Origin of the sequence: Allobosea sp. 47.2.35 (assembly GCF_024655635.1) — a bacterium.
Taxonomy (GTDB): Bacteria; Pseudomonadota; Alphaproteobacteria; order Rhizobiales; family Beijerinckiaceae; genus Allobosea.
In genome coordinates this window covers 119973-144054 of record NZ_JANLGI010000007.1, presented here as the reverse complement: position 1 = coordinate 144054, position 24082 = coordinate 119973, and the positions used below count along the sequence as shown (strand labels likewise).

Annotated in this window: 25 protein-coding genes; 12 read left to right on the top strand and 13 right to left on the bottom strand. The window is 67.0% G+C overall.

Features of this window, described 5'->3' with window-relative positions; genetic code table 11:
- Nucleotides 1-76 precede the first annotated feature (76 nt).
- On the bottom strand, nt 77-1162 hold the full coding sequence (gene hrcA / locus NUV79_RS11330; protein ID WP_257733184.1) for a heat-inducible transcriptional repressor HrcA: 1086 nt from the start codon (nt 1160-1162) through the stop codon (nt 77-79).
- Between the two features lie 144 nt (nt 1163-1306).
- On the opposite strand from hrcA, the gene rph reads away from it, so the two are divergent.
- From rph to NUV79_RS11305, 5 genes are read left to right on the top strand one after another with little or no spacing between them, the layout of a single operon-like run.
- Nucleotides 1307-2023 carry a ribonuclease PH gene (rph, locus tag NUV79_RS11325; protein ID WP_257733183.1) on the top strand — a complete coding sequence of 239 codons (717 nt, stop codon included), beginning with the start codon at nt 1307-1309 and terminating at the stop codon, nt 2021-2023.
- A gap of 2 nt (nt 2024-2025) precedes the next feature.
- Nucleotides 2026-2673: an RdgB/HAM1 family non-canonical purine NTP pyrophosphatase gene (gene rdgB, locus NUV79_RS11320; RefSeq protein ID WP_257733182.1), complete on the top strand. Its 648-nt coding sequence runs from the start codon at nt 2026-2028 to the stop codon at nt 2671-2673.
- Complete coding sequence (gene hemW / locus NUV79_RS11315; RefSeq protein WP_257733181.1) at nt 2670-3869, top strand: radical SAM family heme chaperone HemW; 1200 nt, start codon at nt 2670-2672, stop codon at nt 3867-3869. The genes rdgB and hemW overlap by 4 nt, the downstream gene beginning before the upstream one ends.
- A 57-nt stretch (nt 3870-3926) precedes the next feature.
- Nucleotides 3927-4160, top strand: a complete 234-nt coding sequence (locus NUV79_RS11310) for a type II toxin-antitoxin system Phd/YefM family antitoxin (RefSeq protein ID WP_257733180.1) — start codon at nt 3927-3929, stop codon at nt 4158-4160.
- Nucleotides 4157-4543, top strand: a complete 387-nt coding sequence (locus NUV79_RS11305; protein ID WP_257733179.1) for a type II toxin-antitoxin system VapC family toxin — start codon at nt 4157-4159, stop codon at nt 4541-4543. Before NUV79_RS11310 ends, NUV79_RS11305 begins: the two co-directional genes overlap by 4 nt.
- 6 nt (nt 4544-4549) lie before the next feature.
- Here the strand turns inward: NUV79_RS11305 and NUV79_RS11300 are convergent, their stop codons facing one another.
- From NUV79_RS11300 to ugpB, 6 genes are all read right to left on the bottom strand, one after another.
- The gene (locus tag NUV79_RS11300; RefSeq protein WP_257733178.1) at nt 4550-5629 is read right to left on the bottom strand and encodes a sn-glycerol-3-phosphate import ATP-binding protein UgpC; all 1080 of its coding nucleotides are present in this window, start codon (nt 5627-5629) and stop codon (nt 4550-4552) included.
- Between the two features lie 7 nt (nt 5630-5636).
- Nucleotides 5637-6485, bottom strand: coding sequence for a sn-glycerol-3-phosphate ABC transporter permease UgpE (ugpE, locus tag NUV79_RS11295; protein WP_257733177.1), 849 nt, complete (start codon nt 6483-6485; stop codon nt 5637-5639).
- Entirely contained in the window at nt 6485-7243 is a 759-nt protein-coding gene (locus NUV79_RS11290; RefSeq protein ID WP_257733176.1) for a creatininase family protein, read from the bottom strand. The genes ugpE and NUV79_RS11290 overlap by 1 nt, the downstream gene beginning before the upstream one ends.
- On the bottom strand, nt 7240-7770 hold the full coding sequence (locus NUV79_RS11285; RefSeq protein WP_257733175.1) for a hypothetical protein: 531 nt from the start codon (nt 7768-7770) through the stop codon (nt 7240-7242). Before NUV79_RS11285 ends, NUV79_RS11290 begins: the two co-directional genes overlap by 4 nt.
- Entirely contained in the window at nt 7770-8651 is an 882-nt protein-coding gene (gene ugpA / locus NUV79_RS11280) for a sn-glycerol-3-phosphate ABC transporter permease UgpA (protein ID WP_257733174.1), read from the bottom strand. Before ugpA ends, NUV79_RS11285 begins: the two co-directional genes overlap by 1 nt.
- A gap of 76 nt (nt 8652-8727) precedes the next feature.
- Nucleotides 8728-10053: a sn-glycerol-3-phosphate ABC transporter substrate-binding protein UgpB gene (gene ugpB / locus NUV79_RS11275; RefSeq protein ID WP_257733173.1), complete on the bottom strand. Its 1326-nt coding sequence runs from the start codon at nt 10051-10053 to the stop codon at nt 8728-8730.
- Nucleotides 10054-10281: 228 nt separating this feature from the next.
- Here ugpB and NUV79_RS11270 point away from each other — a divergent pair, with 228 nt between their 5' ends.
- The gene (locus NUV79_RS11270; protein ID WP_257733172.1) at nt 10282-11460 is read left to right on the top strand and encodes a fumarylacetoacetate hydrolase family protein; all 1179 of its coding nucleotides are present in this window, start codon (nt 10282-10284) and stop codon (nt 11458-11460) included.
- Between the two features lie 127 nt (nt 11461-11587).
- On the top strand, nt 11588-13303 hold the full coding sequence (locus NUV79_RS11265; protein ID WP_257733171.1) for a hypothetical protein: 1716 nt from the start codon (nt 11588-11590) through the stop codon (nt 13301-13303).
- 10 nt (nt 13304-13313) lie between these two features.
- On the opposite strand, the gene NUV79_RS11260 is transcribed toward NUV79_RS11265, so the two are convergent.
- Complete coding sequence (locus NUV79_RS11260; RefSeq protein WP_257733279.1) at nt 13314-14210, bottom strand: methylated-DNA--[protein]-cysteine S-methyltransferase; 897 nt, start codon at nt 14208-14210, stop codon at nt 13314-13316.
- A 197-nt stretch (nt 14211-14407) separates the two neighbouring features.
- Between NUV79_RS11260 and NUV79_RS11255 the strand changes: the two genes are divergently transcribed.
- Nucleotides 14408-15028, top strand: a complete 621-nt coding sequence (locus NUV79_RS11255) for a class I SAM-dependent DNA methyltransferase (protein WP_257733170.1) — start codon at nt 14408-14410, stop codon at nt 15026-15028.
- On the opposite strand, the gene NUV79_RS11250 is transcribed toward NUV79_RS11255, so the two are convergent.
- Nucleotides 14998-15540: a DUF2244 domain-containing protein gene (locus tag NUV79_RS11250; RefSeq protein WP_257733169.1), complete on the bottom strand. Its 543-nt coding sequence runs from the start codon at nt 15538-15540 to the stop codon at nt 14998-15000. The genes NUV79_RS11255 and NUV79_RS11250 overlap by 31 nt on opposite strands.
- A 20-nt stretch (nt 15541-15560) precedes the next feature.
- On the opposite strand from NUV79_RS11250, the gene nth reads away from it, so the two are divergent.
- The 4 genes from nth to NUV79_RS11230 all read left to right on the top strand — a co-directional run bounded on the left by nth (nt 15561) and on the right by NUV79_RS11230 (nt 19578).
- Nucleotides 15561-16262: an endonuclease III gene (gene nth, locus NUV79_RS11245; RefSeq protein ID WP_374679191.1), complete on the top strand. Its 702-nt coding sequence runs from the start codon at nt 15561-15563 to the stop codon at nt 16260-16262.
- Nucleotides 16263-16406: 144 nt separating this feature from the next.
- Nucleotides 16407-17453 (top strand): D-xylose ABC transporter substrate-binding protein, encoded by a 1047-nt coding sequence (gene xylF, locus NUV79_RS11240; RefSeq protein ID WP_257733167.1) that lies wholly within the window; start codon nt 16407-16409, stop codon nt 17451-17453.
- Entirely contained in the window at nt 17446-18750 is a 1305-nt protein-coding gene (locus NUV79_RS11235; RefSeq protein WP_374679189.1) for a sugar ABC transporter permease, read from the top strand. The genes xylF and NUV79_RS11235 overlap by 8 nt, the downstream gene beginning before the upstream one ends.
- A 9-nt stretch (nt 18751-18759) precedes the next feature.
- On the top strand, nt 18760-19578 hold the full coding sequence (locus NUV79_RS11230) for an ATP-binding cassette domain-containing protein (RefSeq protein WP_257733166.1): 819 nt from the start codon (nt 18760-18762) through the stop codon (nt 19576-19578).
- A 16-nt stretch (nt 19579-19594) separates the two neighbouring features.
- On the opposite strand, the gene NUV79_RS11225 is transcribed toward NUV79_RS11230, so the two are convergent.
- From NUV79_RS11225 to deoC, 4 genes are all read right to left on the bottom strand, one after another.
- A complete protein-coding gene (locus NUV79_RS11225) occupies nt 19595-20953 on the bottom strand; it encodes an esterase-like activity of phytase family protein (RefSeq protein WP_257733165.1) in 1359 nt (452 codons plus the stop codon).
- Nucleotides 20954-21052: 99 nt separating this feature from the next.
- The gene (locus NUV79_RS11220) at nt 21053-21997 is read right to left on the bottom strand and encodes a 2-hydroxyacid dehydrogenase (RefSeq protein WP_257733164.1); all 945 of its coding nucleotides are present in this window, start codon (nt 21995-21997) and stop codon (nt 21053-21055) included.
- Nucleotides 21994-23319, bottom strand: a complete 1326-nt coding sequence (gene deoA / locus NUV79_RS11215; protein WP_257733163.1) for a thymidine phosphorylase — start codon at nt 23317-23319, stop codon at nt 21994-21996. Before deoA ends, NUV79_RS11220 begins: the two co-directional genes overlap by 4 nt.
- On the bottom strand, nt 23319-24080 hold the full coding sequence (gene deoC / locus NUV79_RS11210) for a deoxyribose-phosphate aldolase (RefSeq protein WP_257733162.1): 762 nt from the start codon (nt 24078-24080) through the stop codon (nt 23319-23321). Before deoC ends, deoA begins: the two co-directional genes overlap by 1 nt.
- Between the last annotated feature and the right edge of the window lie 2 nt (nt 24081-24082).

Here is a 24082-nt window from a genome sequence, read left to right as displayed (position 1 = left end):
AATTGGGACAATGTTGCTTTGCCCGCTCGATAACCGCTTCCGCCGGCAAAGCCAACTCAGGGCCTCGGCCGACGCCTCAGCGGCTGCCGTCCAGCAGGCGGCCCACGACCTTGGCGGTATAATCGACCATCGGGACGATGCGGGCATAGTTCAGGCGCGTCGGGCCGATGATGCCGACGACGCCAACGATGCGCTGCTCGGCGTCGCGGAAGGGCGCGGCGACCATCGAGGAACCCGACATCGAGAACAGCTTGTTCTCCGAACCGATGAAGATGCGCACGCCATCGCCATCCTCGGCCCGCGTGAGGAGGTCGATGACGTCGGTCTGCGTCTCCAGATCGCCGAAGAGCATGCGGATGCGTTCGAGATCCTCCTGCGCCCGGAGATCATCGAGCAGATTGGCCTGGCCACGCACGATGAGATGCCGGTCGCTGCCGGGGCCGGCCTGGGTCGCGATCCCGCTTTCGACGAGGCGGGCGGTCAGGGCGTCAAGCTCGCGCTCCATCAGGGCGCGCTGCCCGCCGATCTCGCTGCGCAGTTCGGCCAGCGTCTTGCCGAGGATACGGGCGTTGAGGAAATTCGCGGCCTCGCTCAGCGCCGAGGCTGGCAGGCCGGGCGGCAGCGCCAGCAGGCGGTTCTCGACCGTGCCGTCCTCCGAGACGAGAACGACCAGCGCGCGGGCGGGATCGAGCCGGACGAATTCGATATGCTTCAGCCGGACATCGGCCTTGGTGGTGACGACGACGCCGGCGCCGCGCGACAGCCCGGACAGCAGCGCCGAAGCTTCCGTCAGGGTCTGGTCGAGATTGCGGTTGCTGGCGGCGACCCTGATCTGCGCCTCGATGCGCGAGCGCTCGTCGGCCGTGAGATTGCCGACCTCCATCATCGCATCGACGAAGAAGCGCAGGCCTCTTTCCGTGGGCAAGCGCCCCGCAGAGGTGTGCGGCGCGTAGATCAGCCCGGCCATTTCGAGGTCGGTCATGACATTACGCACCGTCGCGGGCGAGAGCGCCATCGGCAGCAGGCGGGCGATGTTGCGCGAGCCGACCGGCTCGCCCGTCGTCAGGTAGCCGTCGACGATCTGGCGGAAAATCTCGCGCGAGCGCTGATCGGTCTCGACCAGGCTGCTCATCGTCTCGGGGCGGGGCGTATGGGCGCTCATGAACCTTTTTCAGGCGAACCGTCGTTCTCGTCCTATTGTCGTCATGCGGAGCATGCGGATCAAGGGGCAGAACGGCTCCGTACCTTGCCGCGCGCGGCGCAAACGCCTACAAGCCGCCACTTCCCCGCAAGACAGGAATATTTCATGCGACCCTCCAAACGCGCCGCCGACGAGATGCGCAAGGTCACGCTCGAACGCGGCGTGGTGCGCTATGCCGAGGGTTCCTGCATGGTGACGTTCGGCGAGACCAGGGTGCTCTGCGCCGCGACCGTCGAGGAAAAGGGCCCGCCGTGGCTGCGCGGCACCGGCAAGGGCTGGGTCACCGCCGAATATTCGATGCTTCCGCGCGCCACGCATGAGCGCACGCGCCGCGAGGTCACCTCCGGCAAGCCCTCCGGGCGCACGCAGGAAATCCAGCGCCTGATCGGCCGCTCGCTTCGCGCCGTCGTCGACCTCACCGCGATCGGCGAGCGCCAGATCGTCGTCGATTGCGACGTGCTGCAGGCCGACGGTGGCACCCGCACCGCCTCGATCACCGGCGCCTGGGTCGCGCTGCACGATGCGCTGAAATGGATGGAAGGGCGCGGCCTGCTCAAGGGCACGAACCCGCTCAAGGACCATGTCGCCGCGATCTCCTGCGGCATCGTCGCCGGCAACCCGGTGATCGATCTCGACTATGTCGAGGATTCCGGCGCCCAGACCGACGCGAATTTCGTCATCACCGGCTCCGGCGGCATCGTCGAGGTGCAGGGCACGGCCGAGGGCGCGCCCTTCTCCGAGGAAGAGCTTCTGTCGCTGCTGAAGCTCGCCAAGGGCGGCGTCGCCAAGCTCGTCACGCTGCAGAAGGCCGCGGTGGCCTGAGCATGAGCCAACACCGCCTCCTCACTGGCAAGGTCGTGATCGCGACCCATAACCAGGGCAAGTTGCGCGAGATGCGCGACTTGCTGGCGCCCTATGGTATCGAGCTCGTCTCGGCCGGGGAGCTCGGCCTGCCCGAGCCGGTCGAGGATGGCACCATGTTCTCGGAGAACGCGGCGATCAAGGCGGTTGCCGCGGCGACCGCCAGCGGTTTGCCGGCGCTGTCCGACGACTCAGGCATCTGCATCGACGCGCTCGACGGCGCGCCCGGCCTGTTTTCGGCCAATTGGGCGGGGCCGGGCAAGGATTTCGCCCCGGCAATCGGGCGCGTGCAGATGGAGCTCGCCAAGCGCGGCGCGACCACGCCGGAGAGGCGCAAGGCGCATTTCGTCTCGGCGCTGGTGATCGCCTGGCCGGACGGACATCAGGAATTGTTCGAGGGCCGTGTCTTCGGCATCGTGACCGAGCAGGCGCGCGGCCTGGGCGGCTTCGGCTATGATCCGATCTTCCTGCCGGAAGGCCATGAGAAGACCTTCGGCGAGATGACCGCGGAAGAGAAGCACGGCATCCCGGCCGACGGCTCGCCCGGCCTGTCGCATCGCGCGCGCGCCTTCCATGTGCTGGCTGCGGCCTGCCTGAGGAAGCCGGCGTGAGCGCCCCGGCCGCCTTGTCCGAGCGGCCTTCCATCCTGCATCCGACCGCGGATGCGGGCTTCGCCGTCTACGTGCATTGGCCGTTTTGCCTGGCCAAATGCCCCTATTGCGACTTCAACTCCCATGTCCGGCTGCAGCCGCCGGACCAGCAGCGCTACATTGCCGCCTTCCGCCGCGAGATCGCGCATCGCGCCGCGCTGGTGCCGGGCCGCACGGTCTCCTCGATCTTCTTCGGCGGCGGCACGCCCTCACTGATGGAAGGCCGCACGGTCGGCGCGATCCTCGATGCGATCGGTGAATACTGGGCGGTCGACCCCCATTGCGAGGTCTCGCTGGAGGCCAACCCGACCAGCGTCGAGGCCGGGCGCTTCCGCGACTTCCGGGCGGCCGGGGTCAATCGCGTCTCGCTCGGCGTGCAGGCGCTGAACGATACCGATCTCAAGGCGCTCGGCCGGATGCATTCGGCCGAGGAGGCACTCGCCGCCGTCGCGATCGCCCGGCAATATTTCGAGCGCTACTCCTTCGACCTGATCTATGCCCGCTCGCCCTTGCAGACGCCCGCCTTGTGGCGCGCCGAGCTGGAGCTGGCGATCAGCCATGCGGCCGAGCATCTCTCACTCTACCAGCTCACGATCGAGCCGGGCACCGCCTTCGAGCGATTGTTCCGTTCCGGCAAGCTCGCCATTCCCGATCATGATGCCGGCGCGGCGCTCTACGAGACGACGCAGGAGATCACCGCCAGGCACGGCCTGCCGGTCTACGAGATCTCGAACCATGCCCGGCCGGGGGCAGAGTGCCGGCACAACCTCGTCTATTGGCATTATGGCGAGTATGCCGGCGTCGGCCCCGGCGCCCATGGCCGGCTGGTGACGGCGCAGGGCCGCATGGCGCATTCGACCGAGAAGCGACCAGAGGTCTGGCTGGAGCGCGTCGAGGCCGAGGGCCACGCCCTGGTCGAGGACGAGCGGCTATCCGAGGAAGCGCAGGGCGATGAATACCTGCTGATGGGGCTTCGCCTCGTCGAGGGCATCGATCCCCAGGTGTTCAAGGCGCTGGCCGGGCGCCCGCTCAACGCCAAGCGCGTTTCAAGCCTGATCGAGCAGAAGCTGCTGATGGAGCGCGCGGGCGGCCGGCTCGCGGCAACGCCGGACGGCGCGCTGCTGCTCGATGCGCTGGTGGCCGATCTGGCGGCTTGAGCAGAGCTCTTGCTGGCGCGGCGGCCCCTAGCTATCTTCTTAGCTAAGGAGGCTTTCATGACCCAGTTTTCGGTTCACGACGCCAAGACCAACCTATCAAAGCTGATCGCGGATGCCCTCGACGGCGGCGACGTGGTCATTGCCCGCGGCAATGTGCCGGTGGTGCGCCTCGTGCCCGTCGCGCCACGCGGTAAACGGCGCTTTGGAGCCCTCAAGGGCAGGATCGCGATCGACGCGCGCTTCGACGAACCACTGCCCGAGACCGAGCTCGGCGGCTGGAATCTCACGTGAGATTGCTGCTCGACACTCATGCCCTGATCTGGTGGCTTGCGGGTGACGACGCGCTGAGCAACCGGGCCCGCGAGGCTATCGCAGACGAAGCCAACAGCGTCGCCGTCAGCGCCGCCTCGGCCATGGAGGTCGCCACCAAATTCCGCATCGGCAAGCTCCCCGACGCGGCATTGCTTGCGCAGGATTTCGAGACGATCATCGCCGATCAGGGCTTCGTCGAACTGCCGATTGCCATCCGCCATGCGGTGCGCGCCGGCGAGATGAACATCACGCACAAGGACCCGTTCGACCGCCTGCTGATCGCACAGGCTCAGGCCGAGGACATGACGCTGGTTTCGAACGAAGCCCTGTTCGACGGCTTCGCCGTCAAACGCCTCTGGTAGCGCCGCTCAGCCCTTCCCCAGCCGCGCGCCCGTCTTCGGGTCGAAGACATGGACCTTGTCGGGATCGACGGTGATCCAGAGCCGGCCTTCCTGCGCCGCGATCTCGCCGGTCGCCGCCTGCATCACGAAGGGCTGGCCGGCGAGCTTGCCGTGAAAGAGCTGGGTCGCGCCGAGCTCCTCGATGAACTCGACATCGAAGGGCAGCGAACCAGCCTGCCCTTCCGAGGCGATCTCGACATCCTCCGGCCTTAAGCCCACTTCGACCGGTGCCTGCGCCGCCAGATCCTCGCGCAGGTCACGGACCTCGATGATGGCGTCGCCGAGCGCGACGATGCCGGGGCCGTCGACGGCGCCGGGCAGGATGTTCATCGGCGGCGAGCCGATGAAGGTCGCGACGAACTTGCTCGCGGGCTTCCGGTAGACCTCGGCCGGCAGGCCGATCTGCTCGACCTGCCCGGCATTCATCACGACCAGCTTGTCGGAGAGCGTCATCGCCTCGACCTGGTCGTGCGTGACGTAGATCGCGGTGACGCCGAGCGCGCGCTGCAGCTTCTTGATCTCGACGCGCATCTGGACGCGGAGTTTCGCGTCGAGGTTGGAGAGCGGCTCGTCGAAGAGGAAGACCTGCGGCTTGCGCACGATGGCGCGGCCCATGGCGACGCGCTGGCGCTGACCGCCGGAGAGCTGGCGCGGCCGGCGCTCCAGGAAGGGCTCGATCGCGAGGATGCGGGCCGCTTCCTTGACGCGCTTGTCGATCTCGTCCTTCGGCGTGCCGCGGTTGCGCAGGCCATAGGCCATGTTGTCGTAGATGTTCATATGCGGATAGAGCGCATAGTTCTGGAACACCATCGCGATGTCGCGGTCGGCGGGCTCGACCTGGTTGACGACGCGCTCGCCGATCGCGACCTCGCCAGACGAGATCGTCTCCAGTCCGGCGACCATGCGCAGGAGCGTGGACTTGCCGCAGCCGGAGGGACCGACGAGGACGCAGAAGCCGCCATCGGGGATGTCGAAGGAGACGCCTTTGACGGCCTCGACGCCGCCGGCATAGACCTTCTTGACGTTGCTGAGAGTGACCTGGGCCATTCGCGGATTACTTCTCGGTTTCGACCAGGCCCTTCACGAAGAGCCTCTGCATGGCAATGACGACGAAGACGGGCGGCAGCATCGCCAGCATGGCGGTGGCCATGGCGAGCTGCCATTCCGTCAGGGCGTCGGCGGTGACGATCATCTTCTTGATGGCGATGACGATGGTCTGCATCGAGTCCTTCGTCGTCACCAGAAGCGGCCAGAGATACTGGTTCCAGCCATAGATGAACTGGATGACGAAGAGCGCGGCGATCGTCGTCATCGAGAGCGGGATCAGCGTGTCCTTGAAGAACTTGAACGGGCCGGCGCCATCGATCTTCGAGGCTTCGAGCAGTTCGTCGGGGATCGTCATGAAGAACTGCCGGAACAGCAGCGTGCCCGTCGCCGAGGCGATCAGCGGGATGGCGAGGCCCTGATAGGTGTCGAGCATGTTGAGGTCGGAGACGATCTTGAAGGTCGGGAAGATGCGGACCTCGACCGGAAGCATCAGCGTGACGAAGATGATCCAGAACGCCGCCATGCGGAACGGGAAGCGATAATAGACCACCGCATAGGCCGAGAGCACGGAGATGAAGATCTTTCCGAGCGCGATCGTGATCGCCATGATGAAGGAGTTCAGCATCATGCCGATCACCGGCTCGCGCGTCGTGCTCGACGTGCCGACGAAGAGAATGCGCTTGTAGTTCTCCAGGAAATACGGGCCGGGATAGAGCGGCATCTGGCCGTTGATCACGGTCGCGGCGTCCCAGGTCGAGGCGACGAAGGTCAGCCAGACCGGAAAGGCGACGATCAGCACGCCGATCGTCAGGATTATATAGGCGATCGCATCGCCCAGGCGGCGGTCCTCGACCATCAGGCGGCCCTCCCCATCTCGCGCAGCAATCCGGCCAGCGCATCCGCACAGGCATCGAGGCAGGCCTGCCCCTTCTCGGGCGTGGCACGGCGCGCATCGCCGACCACGCCGGTTTCGGTCATCTCCCGGAAGGAGCGGTGGCGCGAGACCGTGGCGCGTCCCGGCAGGCCGTCGCGCGCGCCAAAGGCCTCGGCCAAGCGCGGCTCACGCACCGAGCCCGGCGCCAGCACCATCATCATCGAGGTCTCGACCTCGCAGGCGTGCTGGACGCCCTTCTGGTCCTGGAGCAGCGGCGGGAACGCGTCCTGCGCCAGCATGAAATAGGTCGTCGCCTCGACATGCAGCCGGGTTTCGCGAGCGAAATCGGGCAGGAAGGCGGAGAGCGCGGCGATGTTGCCGCCATGGCCGTTGACGATCAGCACGCGGTGGAAGCCGTGGCGCTCGATGCTCTTCAGGAAGGAGAGCAGCACGGCGCGATAGGTCGGGATGTCGAAAGTGAAGGTGCCGCCGAAGGCCATGTGATGCTCGGCCATGCCGCACCAGAGCGTCGGCGCCACGACGACGTCTACGTCGCCGGCACGCTCGGCCGCCGCCTTGCAGACGCCGCTGCACAGGATGGTGTCGACGCCGACAGGCAGATGCGGGCCATGCTGCTCGATCGAGGCGACAGGCAGGACGACGATCGTGTCCGTCGCGGCCTTGGCGCGCAGTTCCTCGGCGGTGAGGTCCATCCAGAGCACGGAAGAGGAACGGGTCACGGCGCGGGCCTCAGCAGCGGCAAGAAGAAGGCTTCGGTCAATGTCTTCGCCAGGAAGGGCGCGCGCCTCGCCGCCTCGCCCTCGTTGACGATGATCATCGGCGTATGGTTGAGCACCTTGTAGAGACCGTCCTTGCGGCGCTCGGCGAGCGAGCCCTCGGTCAACGAGCGCAGCACGAGCGTGAGATCACGGCTCTTCAGGCTGCCGGTCGGCGGCGAGATGTCGAAGCGGACATGCAGGAGCCGGAACATGTCCAGCCCCTCGTCCGAGGCCCGCCGATCCAGCGCCGCGTCGTCGGCGAAGACGGGGACGGCGACGAAGGGGACCTTGGCCTGCTCGGCCTGCCTGCGCATTTCGCCGATCAGCTGGCTGCAGATGCGCTCGGCCCAGGCCAGCGTCGTGGCCGGCCCGCAATTCAGCACGATGCCGGACCAGGCGTCGATCCGGCGCCCCTGCGCGGCAGCCGTCGCCGGCAGCAACATGAGGCCGAGAAGCGCGACGGCAAAGGCACCGGCCGGCCACGCCATCAGTAGCTCACCTTGCGCTCGATGAAGCGGAACTGCACCGCGGTGAGCCCGATCACCATGATCAGCAGCAGCACCGACTGCGCCGCCGAGCCGCCGAGGTTCGAGCCGCCCTTGCCATCGGAGAAGACCTTGTAGACCAGCGTCTCGGTCGCACCCGAGGGGCCGCCGCCGGTGACGGTGTCGATGATGCCGAAAGTGTCGAAGAAGACGTAGACGATGTTGACGACGAGCAGAAAGAAGGTCGTCGGCGAGAGCAGCGGGAAGACGATGGTCCAGAACCGGCGCATCGGCCGGGCGCCGTCGATCACCGCCGCCTCGATCACGCTCTTCGGGATCGATTGCAGGCCGGCCAGGAAGAACAGGAAATTGTAGCTGATCTGCTTCCAGGTCGCCGCCAGGATGACCAGCAGCATGGCGTGGTTGCCATTGAGGCGCGGATTCCACGGAATGCCGAGGGATTGCAGGCCGCGCGCGAGCATGCCGAGCGAGGGATCGAACATGAAGATCCAGAGCACGCCGGCAATGGCGGGGGCCACCGCATAGGGCCAGATCAGCAGGGTCTTGTAGATTTCGCCGCCGCGCAGCTGCCGGTCCGCCATCACCGCGAAGAGCAGCGCGATCGAGAGCGAGAACACGCAGACGAAGGTGGAGAAGATGATCGTGTTGATGAAGGCCTTGAGATAGCCGGGATCGGCGAAGAGCATCTGGTAGTTCTCGAACCAGACGAATTCCGTCGAGGTGCCGAAGGCATCCTCGAGCAGGAAGCTCTGCCAGACCGCCTGGGTCGCCGGCCAGTAGAAGAAAATGATGGTGATGGCGAGCTGCGGCAGAAGCAGCAGAAAGGGGATCGTGAGCCCCTTGAAGTATGCGTTCTTCTGCATCGGCTTCCCTGGAACGAGACGGTCATCCCGGACGAAGAGTGTCCGGGATGACCTTGGATAGGCAAGAGCTAAGCGCTTAGCGGGCCGCGGTGCGCTCGAACTGGCGCAGCATCTGGTTACCGCGCTCAGCTGCCGCATCCAGCGCCGCCTGCGGCGACTTCTGGCCGTTCAGCGCCGCTTCCAGCTCCTCCGACCAGATATCGCGAATCTGGACGAGGCTGCCGTAACGCAGGCCCTTCGAGTTGTCGGTCGGAGCCTTGTTGGTCAGCTCGAGGATCGGGGTCTCGAGATAGGGCTTGTCCTTGTAGAAGCCGGACGCCTTGACCTTGTCGTAGGCCGCCTTGGTGATCGGCAGATAGCCTGACTCGGTGTGCAGCTTTACCTGGCGATCGACATTCGACAGGAAGGTGAAGAACTTGGCGACGCCCTTGTACTCGTCAGCCTTCTTGCCGCCCATCACCCAGAGCGAAGCGCCGCCGATGATCGAGTTCTGCGGGGCGCCCTGCACGTCGGGATAATACGGCATCGCGGCATTGCCCCAGTCGAACTTGGCGTTCGCCCTGACATTACCGAAGAAGCCCGACGAGGTCAGGAAGATCGGGCATTCGCCCGAGGTGAAGCGGCCTTCGCCGTTATTGGTGCGGCCGGAATAATCGTAGGTCTTGTCCTTCTGCAGCTCGACCAGATTGGTCCAGTGCTTCAGGAAGGCCGGGCTCTTGTTGAAGTTCATGACGGCGTCGAAGCCGGCCATGCCGTTGACCTTGGTCGAGAGCGGCACGTTATGCCAGGCGCCGAACTGCTCGATATTGGCCCAGGTCGCCCAGGCGTTCGAGACACCGCACTTGTCATAGCCGGCGGCCTTCAGCTTCTTGGCGGCCTCGAAGGTCTCGGGCCAGGTCTTCGGCGGCTTCTCGGGGTCGAGGCCCGCCTTCTTGAAGGCGTCCTTGTTGTACCACATCACCATCGACGAGGAGTTGAACGGCATCGAGAGCATGTCGCCCTTGGCCGTCGAATAGTAGCCGGTGATCGCGGGCAGATAGGCGCTCGGGTCGAACTTCTCGCCGGCTTCCTTCATGACCTCGTGGACCGGCTTGATCGCCCCCTTGGCCGACATCATCGTGCCGGTGCCGACTTCGAAGACCTGCAGGATGTGCGGGGCCTGGCCGGCGCGGAAGGCGGCGATGCCGGCGTTCAGCGTGTCGGGATAGGAGCCCTTGTAGACGGGCACGACCTTGTAGTCCTTCTGCGAGGCGTTGAAGTCCTCGGACAGCTTGACGACGACGTCGTTATTGGCGCCGGTCAGCGCGTGCCACCACTGGATCTCGGTCTGCGCGAGAGCCGGCGAGGCCCCAACGAGCGCAAAGGCCGCGACCGACATCAGGATGCGCGATTTGATGGTCATGGAACATCTCCCTTCCGCGGGCGAGCGCCGCCGCGGTTCTTGTCGTTGGTGCGCAAGCTAGCATGAAGCGCAGGCGACATTTCAATGACAAATCGATGACGGTCAGTGCAATCCGCCTATGGTCGCGGTCAAGCGGCGACGCTGGCGCATGACGGCTCCTCGCTTGCGCAATTGTGCATAACCGGCTGATCTGCGCTCCCCGATCCGAATCCGCCCGTGGATGCCGCCATGCCCAGCCTCGATCTTGCCGTGACCGCGACCTTGCCCAAGGACGCCGATGCCGCCACGCTTGCAGGCCGTGTCTGGCGGCCCGATCTCGGCGGGCCGGCCGTCGTGACGCTCCGCGACGGGCAGGTCATCGACGTGACCCGCAGCTTCCCGACCAGTCGCGATCTCTGCGAGAACGCCGATCCGGCTGCCGCGCTGCGCGCTGCCGATGGGGAGGCGATCGGTTCGCTCACTGATATCCTCGCCAATACGCCTGTGGATCGCCGCGATCCCAAGCGCCCTTGGCTGCTCTCGCCGCTCGACCTGCAGGCGGTGAAGGCCGCGGGTGTCACCTTCGCGGTCTCGATGCTGGAGCGCGTGATCGAGGAGAAGGCGCGCGGCAACCCGGCCGCCGCCGCGACGATCCGCGGAGAGATCGGCAAGCTCATCGGCGACGACCTCTCCAAGCTCAAGCCCGGCTCGCCCGAGGCGATGCATCTCAAGGACGTCCTGATCAAGCAGGGGGCCTGGAGCCAGTATCTCGAAGTCGGAATTGGGCCGGATGCCGAGATTTTCACCAAGGCCCCGCCGATGTCGACAGTCGGCACCGGGGCGGATGCGGGCCTGCATCCGGCGTCGAGCTGGAACAATCCGGAGCCCGAGATCGTGCTGATCGTCGCCTCGGACGGACGGATCGTCGGCGCCACGCTCGGTAACGACGTCAACCTGCGCGATGTCGAGGGCCGCTCGGCCCTGCTGCTCGGTAAGGCGAAGGACAACAATGCGGCGGCGGCCGTCGGCCCCTTCATCCGCCTGTTCGATGCCGGCTTCACGCTCGACCATGTCCGCCAGACGACGGTGACGCTGACGGTCGAGGGCGAGGACGGCTTCCGGCTGGAAGGCTCCTCCTCGATCGCGAGGATCAGCCGCGATCCGGCCGATCTCGCCGCGCAGATGATCGGCCCGCACCATCAGTACCCGGACGGGGCGGCGCTCTATCTCGGCACCATGTTCGCGCCGATCAAGGATCGCGATGCGCCGGGCGGCGGCTTCACCCATAAGTACGGGGACATCGTCACCATCGCCGCGCCCGAGCTCGGCAGCCTCGTCAACCGGATGAAGCGCACCGACGCGTGTGCGCCCTGGACCTACGGCGCCTCGCACCTGATGCGCCATCTCGCAAGGCGCGGGCTGCTGTGAGGCGATAGCCGACGCGGGACGCTACGCCATTCTTGACCGAAAGCCGCGAGAAGCAGCGGTTTCGTCAGGCGGATGGTAAGAATTTTCTGCCAGAGAGCGGGCTGGACCAGGAGGGTTCGGCGTGGCGATGAGCGAGATCGGGAGGCAGAACTCCCAGGTCGGCACCAAGAATTTGGGCGGCAAGGGCGCGATGGCAAGGATGGCCGGTTCACCCTTCGCCTGGATCGTGGCGTTCGCGCTGGCAGCCATCGCCGGCCTGATCCTGCCGCTGCGCCTGCCGCTCGGGCCGAACGCCTGGGACACCGTCGTCTATCTCGACGCGATCCAGCGCATCGAGCTCGGCCAGGTCCCGACCATCGACTTCTTCGCGCCGATCGGCCCGCTCGGCTTCTATCTGGCCGCGGCTCTCGACGTCACCTTCCCCAACGCCCAGCCGATGCTGCTGATCAACTGGGCGCTGCTGCCGGTCATGCTGCCGGTGCTCGCCCTGCTCGCCCGCGAGGTCTCGCGGCGCTCGCGCCCGCAGGCCCTGGCGCTGGTGCTGCCCTTCCTGCTGTTCGCGGCCTTCCCGATCAACCTGCATGCGCTCTATCCGTCGCCCGGCTTCGACGGCTACGGCTTCTACAACCGCCATGTCGCGCTGCTGCTCTACCTGCTGATCGCGACGCTGATCTTCGCCGAGCGGCGCGGTTTCAGGATCGCGCTCGTCGCCGTGCTGATGCTGGCGCTGTTCCTGACGAAGATCACCGGCGCGGTCTCCGGCACGCTGCTCGTCGGCTATGCCACGCTCAGCGGCCGGATGCGCTTCCGCGACGCGCTCATCGCCGCCGGTTTCGTGATCCTCGCGCTCGGCGTGCTGGAAATCGCGACCGGGCTGAGCTCCGCCTATGTCACGGACATCCTGACCCTGCTCGGCCTCAACACCGACACGCTGCTGCCGCGCTTCCTGACCGTGGCCTCGGTCAAGTTCAACGTGATCGGGCCGTCGCTCGTCCTGCTTGCCGCGCTCGCCTATGCCGCCTGGCGCGACGGTTTGCCGAGGATGCTCGCCGGCTGGCGGGCGCTGATCGACGCGCCGATCGGCTGGTTCACGGCCGGGCTGTTCGCGCTCGCGCTGTTCGAGACCCAGAACACCGGATCGCTCGAATTCATCGGCCTGTGGCCGATCCTGCTGCCGCTCGTCGCCGACTGGTGGCAGCGGCGCGACGACCGGCTGCGGCCCGTCGTTCTCGTGCTCGTGCTCGCGGTCGCGCTGCCGAGCGCCGTCATCTGCATCGAGCGCAGCATGCGCGCGGTGATGAGCGCGCCGACCTATGTCGCCCTCGACCTGCCCGATCTCGGGCCGCTCGGCCGGATCAGCGTGAAACGCGACATCGCCGCGCGCGCCGCCGCGATGCTCGATCATTACGCGACACAGCCCGAGGGCTACCGCGACCTGATCCGGCGCGACATCCTGCCGTCCTACATCCTCTATTCGGAGATCGACTACCAGGCGACCTGGATGCTCGAGATCCAGCAGGCGATCACGGCGATCAAGGCCTGGGAAGCCGCCAACAAGCGCGAGCTCAACGGCTTCTTCACCTTCGATTTCGTCGATCCCCTGAACCGCCTGCTGGAACGCTCGCCGCCGCGTGTGGTCCCTGTCGGCGTGGACCCCGGCCGCAGCACGCCGGACCTGCAGCCGGGCACCATCGAGGCCCTCAGGCAGACCGACGCGCTGCTGATGCCGAAATGCCCGGTGACGACGCCGCGCGAAATGATCCGCAGCCATTTCGCCGCCGCGCTCGAAGGGCGCGAGCGGACCGCGCTCGCGCCCTGCTGGGACATGTATCTTCGGAAGTGACCGGCCGAGATCAGCCGGCCGCCGTCTGCCCGGCCTCCCAGCCGAGGATGGCGCGCTTGCGCGTCAGGCCCCAGTGATAGCCGGTCAGCGCGCCGGACTTGCCGATGACGCGGTGGCAGGGCACCACGAAGGAGATCGGGTTCTTGCCGACCGCCGTGCCGACGGCCCGCGCCGCGCTGGGCTTGCCGATATGGTTGGCGACCTCGCCATAGGTGGTGGCGCAGCCGACGGGGATGCGCAGCAGCGTCTCCCAGACCCGAACCTCGAAATCGGTACCGATCAGGACGACACGCAAAGGCGTCTCCGGCGACCAGGCCTTGGGTTCGAAGATGCGGCCGGCATAGGGCGCGGTCAGGACCGGGTCGTAGTGGTAATCGGCATGGGGCCAGCGCCGCATCATGTCGGCCAGCGCCTCGGCCCTTCCGCCGACGACCTTGCCGCCATCGGCGCTGTTCGAGACCCAGCCGAGCCCGGCAAGGCCGCGCTCGGTGATCACCACCAGCGCCTCGCCGAAAGGCGAGGCGTGAAAGCCATAGGAGAGCTTCAGGCCCTCGCCGCCGGTCTTCCATTCGCCGGGCGACATCGCCTCATGCGTCACGAAGAGATCGTGCAGGCGGCCGGGGCCGGAGAGGCCGACTTCCAGCGCCGTGTCGAGGATGCTGGCCGAGGCGGAGAGCAACCCCTTGGCGTGGTCGAGCGTGATCGCCTGGAGGAAGGCCTTCGGCGTCAGCCCGCACCAGCGCCGGAAGAGATGATGGACATCGGTCGGGGTCGCGCCGGCGGCCTCCGCGATCGCCTCGATCGTCGGCTGCTCGCGCCAGTTATGGGTGATGAAGGACAGGATGCGCCGGACGGTATCGTAGTCCGAGCCGGGCGCGACGGCCGGGAAATCGGCCTCGCTCGGCATCGCATCGGTGGCGCGCGCCAGCACCGCATTGGAGAAGCGCGTCGGGGTCATCGCCGTTTTCATGGAAGCATGAGCGTTCATGGGAGCCTCGCATCATTCGTCATGATGCGAATCTAGGACGCCCACCATGCCGTTCCCACCCGAAAGCTGGCAAGGGCGGGGTTGCAGGACCCCGTAGGATGGCGGCTCATAGGGCTATGACCTCTCCCGCCGACGCCATCATCGATCTCTACCAGCGCCATGCCGCCACCTATGACGGCTTGCGCGGCAAGCTGCTGATGGAAGGCCCCTGGCTCGCACGTTTCCGGGCCTTGCTCGCGCCGGGCGCGACGGTCCTCGATATCGGCTGCGGCACCGGCCAACCGATCGCCCGGCATCTCCGCGAACAGGGCCATGTCGTCACCGGCGTCGATTCCGCCCCGGCGATGATCGCCCTGTGCCGGGCGCGCTTTCCCGAAGGCGACTGGCAGGTCGCCGACATGCGCAAGCTCGCGCTCGGGCGCCGCTTCGGCGGATTGATCGCCTGGGATTCCTTCTTCCACCTGACGCCCGAAGACCAATGCGGGATGTTCAAGATCTTCGCGGCGCATGCCGCTCCGGGCGCCGCCCTGCTCTTCACCAGCGGACCGGCCCATGGCGAGGCGATCGGCACTTTCGAGGGCGAGGCGCTCTACCATGGCAGCCTCGCTCCCGGGGAGTACCGGACTCTGCTGGCGGAGAACGGCTTTGCCGAGATCGACCATGTCGTCGAGGACCCGAGCTGCGGCGGGCATACGATCTGGCTTGCTCAGGCCGGACCGGCTCCGGGCGCGTTGTAGTCCGGGCCGCGACGGGCGCTCGACAGGGCGGAACCCAGCGCATCGGCAAAGCCGGAACGCTCATGCGGCGACAGCGCGGAAGCGATCGCGACGCTCTGCCCGCGTGAGACCAGCTTCAGGCCGAGCAGGCCGTAATCCTCGTCCGTCTGGCGCTCCAACCGGGTCCAGATCGGATTGAAACGCCAGATCGTCTCGCGGCCGTGATGCGAGACCTTGCGCAGGAAGACCTCCAGCGGCGTCACCACGATACGCTCGAAGGCACGCGCATGCCGGAAATTGACGTGGAAGGCGACGAAGAGCGCGATCACGTCGATGCCGAAGAAACCGGCTACCGGCCAGGCGCCGAGCACGACGAAGGGTATCGAGGAGATCACGCTCGCCAGGCAGACCAGCGTCATCACGATGCGGAAGCCGTTCTGGCCGAGCGAGCGATGCGGCGTGATCGTCGCGTCGAAGACCGGCCGCTGCGACGCGTCCGCGATCTCGCTGCCAGGGCTATTGCCGGTGATCATCCGGCGACTATAACGCCGTCATGGATCAGCGGAACAGGCCCCCTCGCGCCGTGGCGCCGGCAAAGCGCATCACGTTGCCGCGCGCCCGCAAGCCGGCGGAGATTCACGAGATATTCCGCCGCTTCCAGGCCGCCAATCCCGAGCCCAGGGGCGAGCTCGACCACACCAACGCCTTCACGCTGCTGGTCGCCGTCGTGCTCTCTGCGCAGGCGACCGATGCAGGCGTCAACAAGGCCACCCGCCCGCTCTTCGCCATTGCCGACACGCCTGAGAAGATGCTCGCGCTCGGCGAGGAAACCGTCCGCGAATACGTCAAGACGATCGGACTCTTCCGCACCAAGGCGAAGAACGTGATCACGCTCTGCGAGAGGCTGATCGCGGAGTTCGGCGGCGAGGTCCCGACGACGCGCGAGGCGCTGGAAAGCCTGCCGGGCGTCGGCCGCAAGACGGCAAATGTCGTGCTCAACATCGCCTTCGGCGAGATCACCCATGCGGTCGACACCCATGTCTTCCGCATTGCCAACCGCCTGCGCATCGCGCCGGGCAAGAACGTGCTGCAGGTCGAGCTTGGGCTGGAAAAGGCCGTGCCGCCCGAATTCGGCCGGCACGCCCATCACTGGCTGATCCTGCACGGGCGCTATACCTGCAAGGCGCTGCGTCCCGAATGCGTTCGCTGCATCCAGAACGACCTCTGCGACTCCGCCGACAAGCGCATCGCCTGAACCTCTCGCATGACCTTGCGTGAGCCCTCCCTTCGTCTGCTTGACAGGCTTTCGGCGCTGGGCTGAGCTTCGCGCGCCGGACCGCCTTCGAGGCTCGGAGAAGCCTGAGAGCCAGCGGCAGAGGAAGCTCAGGAGGTCATCGAGATGAAGCGTTTCGTCCTCGCGGCGAGCATCGCCGTTGCCGCCCTATCCATTCATGCCGGCGCCTTCGCCCAGTCCAAGGGACCGGTCGTCGGGGTCAGCTGGTCGAATTTCCAGGAAGAGCGCTGGAAGACCGATGAGGCCGCGATCAAGGCGGCGGTCGAGAAGGCCGGCGGCACCTATCTCTCGGCCGACGCGCAGTCCTCGCCGGCCAAGCAGCTCACCGACGTCGAGAGCCTGATCGCGCGCGGCGCCAAGGCGATCATCGTGCTGGCGCAGGATGCGCAGGCCATCCGCCCCGCTGTCGAGAAGGCTGTGAACGAGGGCATCGCCGTCGTCGGTTACGACCGGCTGATCGAGATCCCGCAGGCCTTCTACCTGACCTTCGACAATATCGAGGTCGGCCGGATGATGGCGCGTGAAATCCAGAAGGCGAAGCCGGAAGGCAACTACGTCTTCATCAAGGGCTCGAGCCAGGACCCCAATGCCGGCTTCCTTTATCAGGGCTCGATCGAGGTGCTGAAGCCCGCAATCGACGGCGGCAAGATCAAGAATGTCGGCGAAGCCTTCACCGACCAATGGCTGCCGGCCAATGCCCAGCGCAACATGGAGCAGATCCTGACGCGCAACCAGAACAAGGTCGATGCCGTGATCGCCGCCAATGACGGCACAGCGGGCGGCTCCATCGCCGCGCTGACCGCGCAGGGGCTTTCCGGCTCGGTGCCAGTCTCCGGCCAGGATGCCGACCGCGCGGCGCTCAACCGCGTCGCATTGGGCACCCAGACCGTGACGATCTGGAAGGATGCGCGCGAACTCGGGCGCAACGCCGCGGAGATCGCACTCAGGCTTGCCGGCGGCGCCAAGCTCAACGAGATCCCGAAATCGGTGAGCTGGGATCAGGGTCCGTCCAAGCAGAAGATGACGGCCTTGTTCCTGACGCCGGTTCCGGTGACGAAGGACAATCTCAATGTCGTGATCGATGCCGGCTGGGCGCCGAAAGCGGCGGTCTGCCAGGGCGTCGCGGCCGGCAAGGTCAAGGCCTGTGACTGAAGCCGCGCCGGCACCGGCCAGCCCGGTGCAGGAGGCGCGCGGCCTTGCCGATCGTCTGCGCGAGATCGAGTTCGATCCGCGCATGATCGGCATGGTCGCCGCGCTCGCGGTGATCTGGCTCGGCTTCGACTGGCTGTCGGACGGCGCCTTCCTGACGCCGCGCAACCTGTGGAACCTGCTGGTCCAGACCGCCTCGATCGCGATCATGGCCTGCGGCATGGTGCTGGTCATCGTCACCCGCAATATCGACCTCTCGGTCGGCTCGATGCTCGGCTTCGTCGGCATGGTGGTCGGGCTGGTGCAGGTCCGGCTGCTGCCGGAGCTCTGGGGCCTGGAACACCCGCTGACCTGGATCGCCAGCCTGCTGCTCGCGATGACGCTGGGTGGGTTCGTCGGCCTGCTGCAGGGCGCGCTGATCGCCTATCTCGCCATCCCCTCCTTCATCGTCACGCTGGGCGGCCTGCTGGTCTGGCGCGGCGCGGCCTGGTGGGTCACGCAGGGCCAGACGATCGCGCCGATGGATTCGCGCTTCCGGCCTCTCGGCGGCGGCGTCGAGGGCGCGATCGGCACCAGTGCCTCCTGGGCGATCGGCATCGGCCTTTGTGTCGTGATCTGCCTCGGTGCCGCGCTGATCCGGCGCCGGCGCAAGCGCTTCGGCTTCGCGCTGCGGCCGCTCTGGGCCGAGATCGCGATCGCCGGGCTCGGCTGCGCGGCCGTGCTTGCCATGGTGATGGTCGCGAACGCCTATGCGCTGCCGGCCGGCATCGCGCGGCGCCTCACCGAGGCGAAGGGTGGCGTCTGGCCGGAAGGCGGCCTCACCATCGGCCATGGCTTGGCGGTGCCCGTGCTGATGGCGCTGGGCGTCGGCGTGGTCATCACCTTCCTCGCCAATCGTTTGCGTTTCGGCCGCTATGTCTTCGCCATCGGCGGCAACCCCGAGGCCGCGCAGCTTTCCGGCGTCAACACACGCAAGGTGCTGATGCTGGTCTTCGGGCTGATGGGCGTGCTCGTCGGCATATCCGCCTGCATTTCCACGGCCCGGCTCAACGCAGCGACAAATGCCGCCGGCACGCTGGACGAGCTCTATGTCATCGCCGCGGCGGTGATCGGCGGCACCTCGCTTGCCGGCGGCGTCGGCACCATCGCCGGCGCCATGCTGGGCGCGCTGGTGATGCAGTCGCTGCAATCCGGCATGGTGCTGATCGGCGTCGATGCGCCCTTGCAGAACATCGTCGTCGGCATCGTCCTCGTCCTCGCGGTCTGGCTCGACGGGCTCTACCGCAAGCGGCTGAGCTGAGGAGGTTCCATGAGCATCGCGGAACCGGCAGACATCGCCGACACCCATCCCGGCCAGGGCACGCCCCTGGTCGAGATGCGCGACATCTCGATCGCCTTCGGCGGCATCAAGGCGGTCGATGGCGCGAGTGTCGACCTGATGCCGGGTGAGGTCGTCGGCCTGCTCGGCCATAACGGCGCTGGCAAGTCGACGCTGATCAAGATCCTGTCCGGCGCCTACAAGGCCGATGCCGGCACGATCCGGGTCGATGGCGAGGAGGTCACGGTCTCAAGCCCGCTCGATGCCAAGCGCCATGGCATCGAGACGATCTACCAGACGCTGGCTCTGGCCGACAATGTCGATGCCGCCGCCAATATCTTCCTCGGCCGCGAATTGCTGACCGGCTGGGGCACGCTCGACGATGCGACGATGGAAGCCGAGACCCGCAAGGTGATGGGCCGGCTCAACCCGCATTTCCGCCGCTTCAAGGAGCCGGTGAAGGCGCTCTCCGGCGGCCAGCGCCAGTCGGTCGCGATCGCGCGAGCGATCTATTTCAACGCCCGCGTGCTGATCATGGACGAGCCCACGGCCGCGCTCGGGCCCGCCGAAACCAAGCAGGTCGCGGAGCTTATCCTGCAGCTCAAGAAGCAGGGCATCGGCATCTTCCTGATCAGCCATGACCTGCACGATGTCTTCGACCTCGCCGACCGCGTCACGGTGATGAAGAACGGCAAGGTCGTCGGCACTGCCCGCACCGCGGACGTCACGCAGGACGAGGTGCTGGGCATGATCATCTCGGGCAAATGCCCGCCGGCCGCGGTGGCGGGGCCGGGGGCTTTGCGGGGATAGAAGCGGGCGCCGCGCCTCATTTCGCGTCGAGCAGGTCCTTCACCGACAGGAGCACCAGCTCGTTGTCGTCGGCCTTCCTCGGGTCGCGCGAGGAGGAGAAGGGCAGGTTGTTGTCGTTGCCGACGACGATGACGCCAGCCGCGCGATCGACCACATCGACATTCTCGATGGTGAAGAACGGGAAGGGCAGCACGCCGTCGATGGCACCCTGCTTTGCCTTGCCGTCGGGATCGGCGATCTTCAGAAGATCGATGAAGCCGACCTTGCGCACGGGCTTGCCGAGATTGGCCTCGGTCATCTCGATCTTCACGACACGCTTGAACTTGGCGAGGTCGTGGAAGCAGTCCGGGCCTTTCTGACCGGCGGCACAGGCCTTGTCGGCGGTGCCTTCGCCGTTATCGCGCTCGATGATCAGCGCGGTGGTAGCGTCGATCATGTTGAAGTCGCCGATGGCGTTGCCCTTCTGCTCAAGGGGGTAGAACCAGGAGCGACCGGTCCATTTCTCGTTGGCGACATCGAATTCGAGGATGCGCAGCACTTCCTTGCCGTCGACCTCCTCGTTGCCCTTGGTCTCGGCGTTCCAGAGCGGGCCTTCGAGCAGCGGGTAGAGGAAGCGGCCATCCGGCGACTGCGCCATGCCCTCATAGCCCTTGGAGCGGCGCACGTTGAAGGCGACGCTCTGGTCCGGCGCACCGGGCGTGGTGATGGCGTAGTGATCCGGCGAGCGGGCGGGCTTGCCGTCGACCAGCGTCTCGAACACGGCCTCGACCTTACCGCTGGCATCGACGCGGATGAGGTAGGGGCCGAATTCCTCGCCAACCCAGAACTTGCCGCCGATCGGCTGAATCGATTCGGGGTCGAAATCCGCGCCGGTCAGATAGCGCTTCTCCGTGCCTTCCTGGACGATGCGGAACGGCACCTTCTTGTCGGGATCGTGCAGGAAAGTGGTCGAGAGGCGCTCGACCGCGCCCTTGCCGAAATCGGCCTTGAGGCGGTGGAAGAACAGCATCGCGTCGGGCGAGTTCGCCTTGGCGCCGAAGCCGTTATCGGTCAGCACGAGGAACTCGCCGTTCCCCAGCGAGCGGATACCCGAGAAGCCCTGCACCGGCTGGCCGGCGAAGGGGGTGGAGAGCCCGGTCGGGCGCCCGCCCGAGGTGCCCATGACGGTGCCGACCGCCTCGACGCGCTTGCCCGGCGTCACGAACTTGCCGGAGACCTTGAGATCGGCCGGCGCATCGGCGGGCGCGGGGATGATGGTGTTCGCCGGCAGCAGGGCATGACCGACGAGCTTGGCAGGGAATTCCTTCTGCGTGTCCTGCGCTCCGGCGAGCATGGTCGAGGATAGCAACAGGGCGGCGATGAGCGGCAGGCGCATGGATTGGCTCCGGAATAGGGCGAAGCCTTCGCTTCGCCCGGCCGGATTGCGCCGCGACGACAGCGCCGCGACCGTTCCGTGACAGCCGTCCGGCGAGGCTCAGTAGCCTCTTGCCGGATCGACCACGTTGAGCAATGGCTCGCCCGCTTCCAGCCGCCCGATCTGCGTGGCGACGGCGGTCGCGATCGCCTCCGGCTCCGACATCGCCGAGTTATGCGGCGTCACCGTCACCCCCGGATGGCTCCAGAGCCGCGACTCCGCCGGCAACGGCTCAACCTCGAAGACGTCGAGCGTCGCGCCCTTGAGCGTGCCGGCATCGAGCGCAGCGAGGATGTCGTCCGCGACCTGCAGGCCGCCGCGACCTGCATTGATCAGGAACGGCCCGCCGAGCCGCCCGCCCTGCGCGAGGCCCGAGAGCATCCCGGCATTGATGATGCCGCGTGTATCCGGAGTCAGCGGCAGCAGGCTGACGAGGATATCGGTGCGCGCAAGGAAGGCCTTCATCCCGTCCTCGCCGGAGAAGGTCTGCAAGCCCGCGATGGTCTTGGGCGAGCGGCTCCAGCCCGCGACGTCGAAACCCATCACGGCTAGCTTGCGGGCGGCGTCCTGGCCGAGTTCGCCCAGCCCCATGATGCCGACGCGGACCGAGCGGGCGGCCGGCTGGTTGCGGTCGTCATCCCAGAGCTTTTCGCGCTGCTGGCTATCGTAGCGGCGCTGCTGGCGCAGGTAACTCAGGCAGTGCAGGACGATGTATTCGCTCATCCGCGTCGTCAGGTCGGGATCGACGATGCGGGCGATCGGCGCCGCCGGCAGCTTGTCATCGGCGAAGAGGAAATCGACGCCCGCGCCCAGCGAGAAGATCGCGGCGAGATTGGGCAGGCCGGTCAGGCTGCCGGGCGGGTGCTTCCAACTCGCGACATAGTGGACGGCGCGACGGTCGAAGGGCTCGCCGAGGACGACGATCGGCATATCCGGCAGCAGCGCCTGGAAGCGCGCGCGCCAATCCTCGACATGCCAGCCCGTCATGGCCAGAAGCAGACTCATCCCGACACCCTCTCCGTAATCCGTTCGGCGACCAGCGGGCCGCGCGTCGCACCCTCCCCGATCCGATAAGCCTTGCGCAAGCGCTCGCTTGCCGCTTGGTAACCGGCCTCATCGCGGGCATGAACGATGCCGAGCGGCCGGTCGCGCCCGACCGCATCGCCGATCCCGGCCAGCGCGACGATGCCGACGGCATGGTCGATCGGGTCCTGCGGGCGTACCCGGCCACCGCCGAGCGCGACGACAGCAAGTCCGACGGCGCGGGTGTCGACCGAAGCGACCGGGCCGGCCGTTTCGGGATAGACCGGCTTCACGACCGGGGCTGCGGCGAGATGCTTCTGCGGCGCTTCCAGCAGATCGGCCGGGCCCCCGAGCGCCACGACCATGCGGGCGAAGCGCTCGGCCGCGGCGCCTGAGGCGAAAGCCTGCTCGATCTTCGCGCGGGCCGTCTCGATATCCGGAGCGAGCTTGCCGAGCAGCAGCATCTCGGCGGCGAGCGCCACCGTGACCTCGTGGAAGCGCGGCTCGCGGTGGCGGCCCGTGAGATGGTCGAGCGCATAGGCGACCTCGAGCGCATTGCCGGCGGCGGAGGCGAGCGGCTCGTTCATGTCGGTAAGCAGGGCGGTCGTCGGCATGCCCGCGCCATTGGCGACGCCGACCAGCGCCTGCGCCAAAGCCTGCGCCTTGCCGTAATCCGGCAGGAAGGCGCCGGAGCCGAATTTCACGTCCATCGCGAGGCCGTGCAGGCCGGCGGCGAGCTTCTTCGACAGGATCGAGGCCGTGATCAGGGGCAGCGATTCCACCGTCGCGGTGACGTCGCGGATGGCATAGAGGCGCTTGTCGGCGGGGGCGAGATCGGCGGTCTGGCCGATGATGGCGCAGCCGGCCTCCCGCACCACCTTGCGGAAGAGATCGATGCCGGGCTGCGTGACATAACCCGGCACCGCATCGAGCTTGTCGAGCGTGCCGCCGGTATGGCCGAGGCCACGGCCGGAGATCATCGGGACATGGCCGCCACAGGCCGCGACCGCCGCCGCCAGCGGCAAGCTCACGGTATCGCCGACGCCACCAGTGGAATGCTTGTCGAGGGCGGGGCCGGGCAGGTCGTCCCAGCGCAGCACCGTGCCGGAATCGCGCATGGCCAGCGTCAGCGCCACGCGCTCGCGCTCGTTCATGCCGTTGAAATAGACCGCCATGGCGAAGGCAGCGGCCTGGCCCTCGCTGACCGAGCCGTCAGGCAAACCGGCGATGAGCTGGCGGATATCGGCTTCGGGCAATTCCGCACCGTCGCGCTTGGCGGCGATGATCTCCTGGGTCAGGCGCATCAATAGCTCCCACGCGGCGCGGCATCGGGCGCGGCGCCATCAATAGCCGCGACGAGCGCGCCATAAAGGCCGCTGGCGCCGAAGCGGAAGGTTGTCGGCGAAACCCAGTCTTCCCCCATGATCGCATCGGCAAGGTCGAGATAGCGCGTGGCATCGGCCAATGTCCGGATGCCACCCGACGGCTTCAATCCGACGGAACGACCCGCCTCCGCGATGACGCTGAGCATCACGCGGGCGGCCGGAATGCTGGCAGAATTCGCGGTCTTGCCGGTCGAGGTCTTGATGAAATCGGCGCCGGCCGCGATGGCAAGCTCGGCCGTCGTCCTGACCTTGTCGAGATTGGGATATTCGCCGGTTTCCAGGATCACCTTCAGGCGACGCTCGCCGCAGAGCATCTTGACGTTGCGGACCATGGCCGCAGCCGATGTCGTGTGGCCCGCGAGAACAGCCCGCCAGGGCAGCACGAGGTCGATCTCGTCGGCGCCGGCGGCGAGAGCCTCTTCGGTCTCGCGCATGGCCGGGGCGATCGGCGTGTCGCCATCGGGAAAGTTCACGACGGTCGCGATGCGGACGGGGCCATCGCCGAGCTCGGCCCGCGCCGTCGCGACGAAGCGCGGCCACAGGCAGATCGCCGCGACCGGCACCGGGCCGGAGACGGCGCGATGGCAGAGATCGCGCGTGCCTGCTTCCGTGGCATCGTCGGCGAGATCGGTGAGGTCGAGCAGCGCGAGCGCGCGCCGGGCGAGATCGGCATCGGACATGG

Bases quoted from the DNA above. Each gene is read 5' to 3' on its own strand.
- NUV79_RS11260 (WP_257733279.1), bottom strand. From the start codon at position 14,210: ATGCCGAGCGAGGCCGATTTCCCGGCCGTCGCGCCCGGCTCGGACTAC.
- nth (WP_374679191.1), top strand. From the start codon at position 15,561: ATGGATCAGCGGAACAGGCCCCCTCGCGCCGTGGCGCCGGCAAAGCGC.
- NUV79_RS11285 (WP_257733175.1), bottom strand. From the start codon at position 7,770: ATGGCGTGGCCGGCCGGTGCCTTTGCCGTCGCGCTTCTCGGCCTCATG.
- hrcA (WP_257733184.1), bottom strand. From the start codon at position 1,162: ATGAGCGCCCATACGCCCCGCCCCGAGACGATGAGCAGCCTGGTCGAG.
- ugpA (WP_257733174.1), bottom strand. From the start codon at position 8,651: ATGCAGAAGAACGCATACTTCAAGGGGCTCACGATCCCCTTTCTGCTG.
- NUV79_RS11250 (WP_257733169.1), bottom strand. From the start codon at position 15,540: ATGATCACCGGCAATAGCCCTGGCAGCGAGATCGCGGACGCGTCGCAG.
- NUV79_RS11230 (WP_257733166.1), top strand. From the start codon at position 18,760: ATGAGCATCGCGGAACCGGCAGACATCGCCGACACCCATCCCGGCCAG.
- NUV79_RS11255 (WP_257733170.1), top strand. From the start codon at position 14,408: ATGACCTCTCCCGCCGACGCCATCATCGATCTCTACCAGCGCCATGCC.
- ugpE (WP_257733177.1), bottom strand. From the start codon at position 6,485: ATGGTCGAGGACCGCCGCCTGGGCGATGCGATCGCCTATATAATCCTG.
- NUV79_RS11220 (WP_257733164.1), bottom strand. From the start codon at position 21,997: ATGAGTCTGCTTCTGGCCATGACGGGCTGGCATGTCGAGGATTGGCGC.
- deoA (WP_257733163.1), bottom strand. From the start codon at position 23,319: ATGCGCCTGACCCAGGAGATCATCGCCGCCAAGCGCGACGGTGCGGAA.
- NUV79_RS11265 (WP_257733171.1), top strand. From the start codon at position 11,588: ATGAGCGAGATCGGGAGGCAGAACTCCCAGGTCGGCACCAAGAATTTG.
- rph (WP_257733183.1), top strand. From the start codon at position 1,307: ATGCGACCCTCCAAACGCGCCGCCGACGAGATGCGCAAGGTCACGCTC.
- rdgB (WP_257733182.1), top strand. From the start codon at position 2,026: ATGAGCCAACACCGCCTCCTCACTGGCAAGGTCGTGATCGCGACCCAT.
- ugpB (WP_257733173.1), bottom strand. From the start codon at position 10,053: ATGACCATCAAATCGCGCATCCTGATGTCGGTCGCGGCCTTTGCGCTC.
- xylF (WP_257733167.1), top strand. From the start codon at position 16,407: ATGAAGCGTTTCGTCCTCGCGGCGAGCATCGCCGTTGCCGCCCTATCC.
- NUV79_RS11310 (WP_257733180.1), top strand. From the start codon at position 3,927: ATGACCCAGTTTTCGGTTCACGACGCCAAGACCAACCTATCAAAGCTG.
- NUV79_RS11225 (WP_257733165.1), bottom strand. From the start codon at position 20,953: ATGCGCCTGCCGCTCATCGCCGCCCTGTTGCTATCCTCGACCATGCTC.
- deoC (WP_257733162.1), bottom strand. From the start codon at position 24,080: ATGTCCGATGCCGATCTCGCCCGGCGCGCGCTCGCGCTGCTCGACCTC.
- NUV79_RS11300 (WP_257733178.1), bottom strand. From the start codon at position 5,629: ATGGCCCAGGTCACTCTCAGCAACGTCAAGAAGGTCTATGCCGGCGGC.
- NUV79_RS11270 (WP_257733172.1), top strand. From the start codon at position 10,282: ATGCCCAGCCTCGATCTTGCCGTGACCGCGACCTTGCCCAAGGACGCC.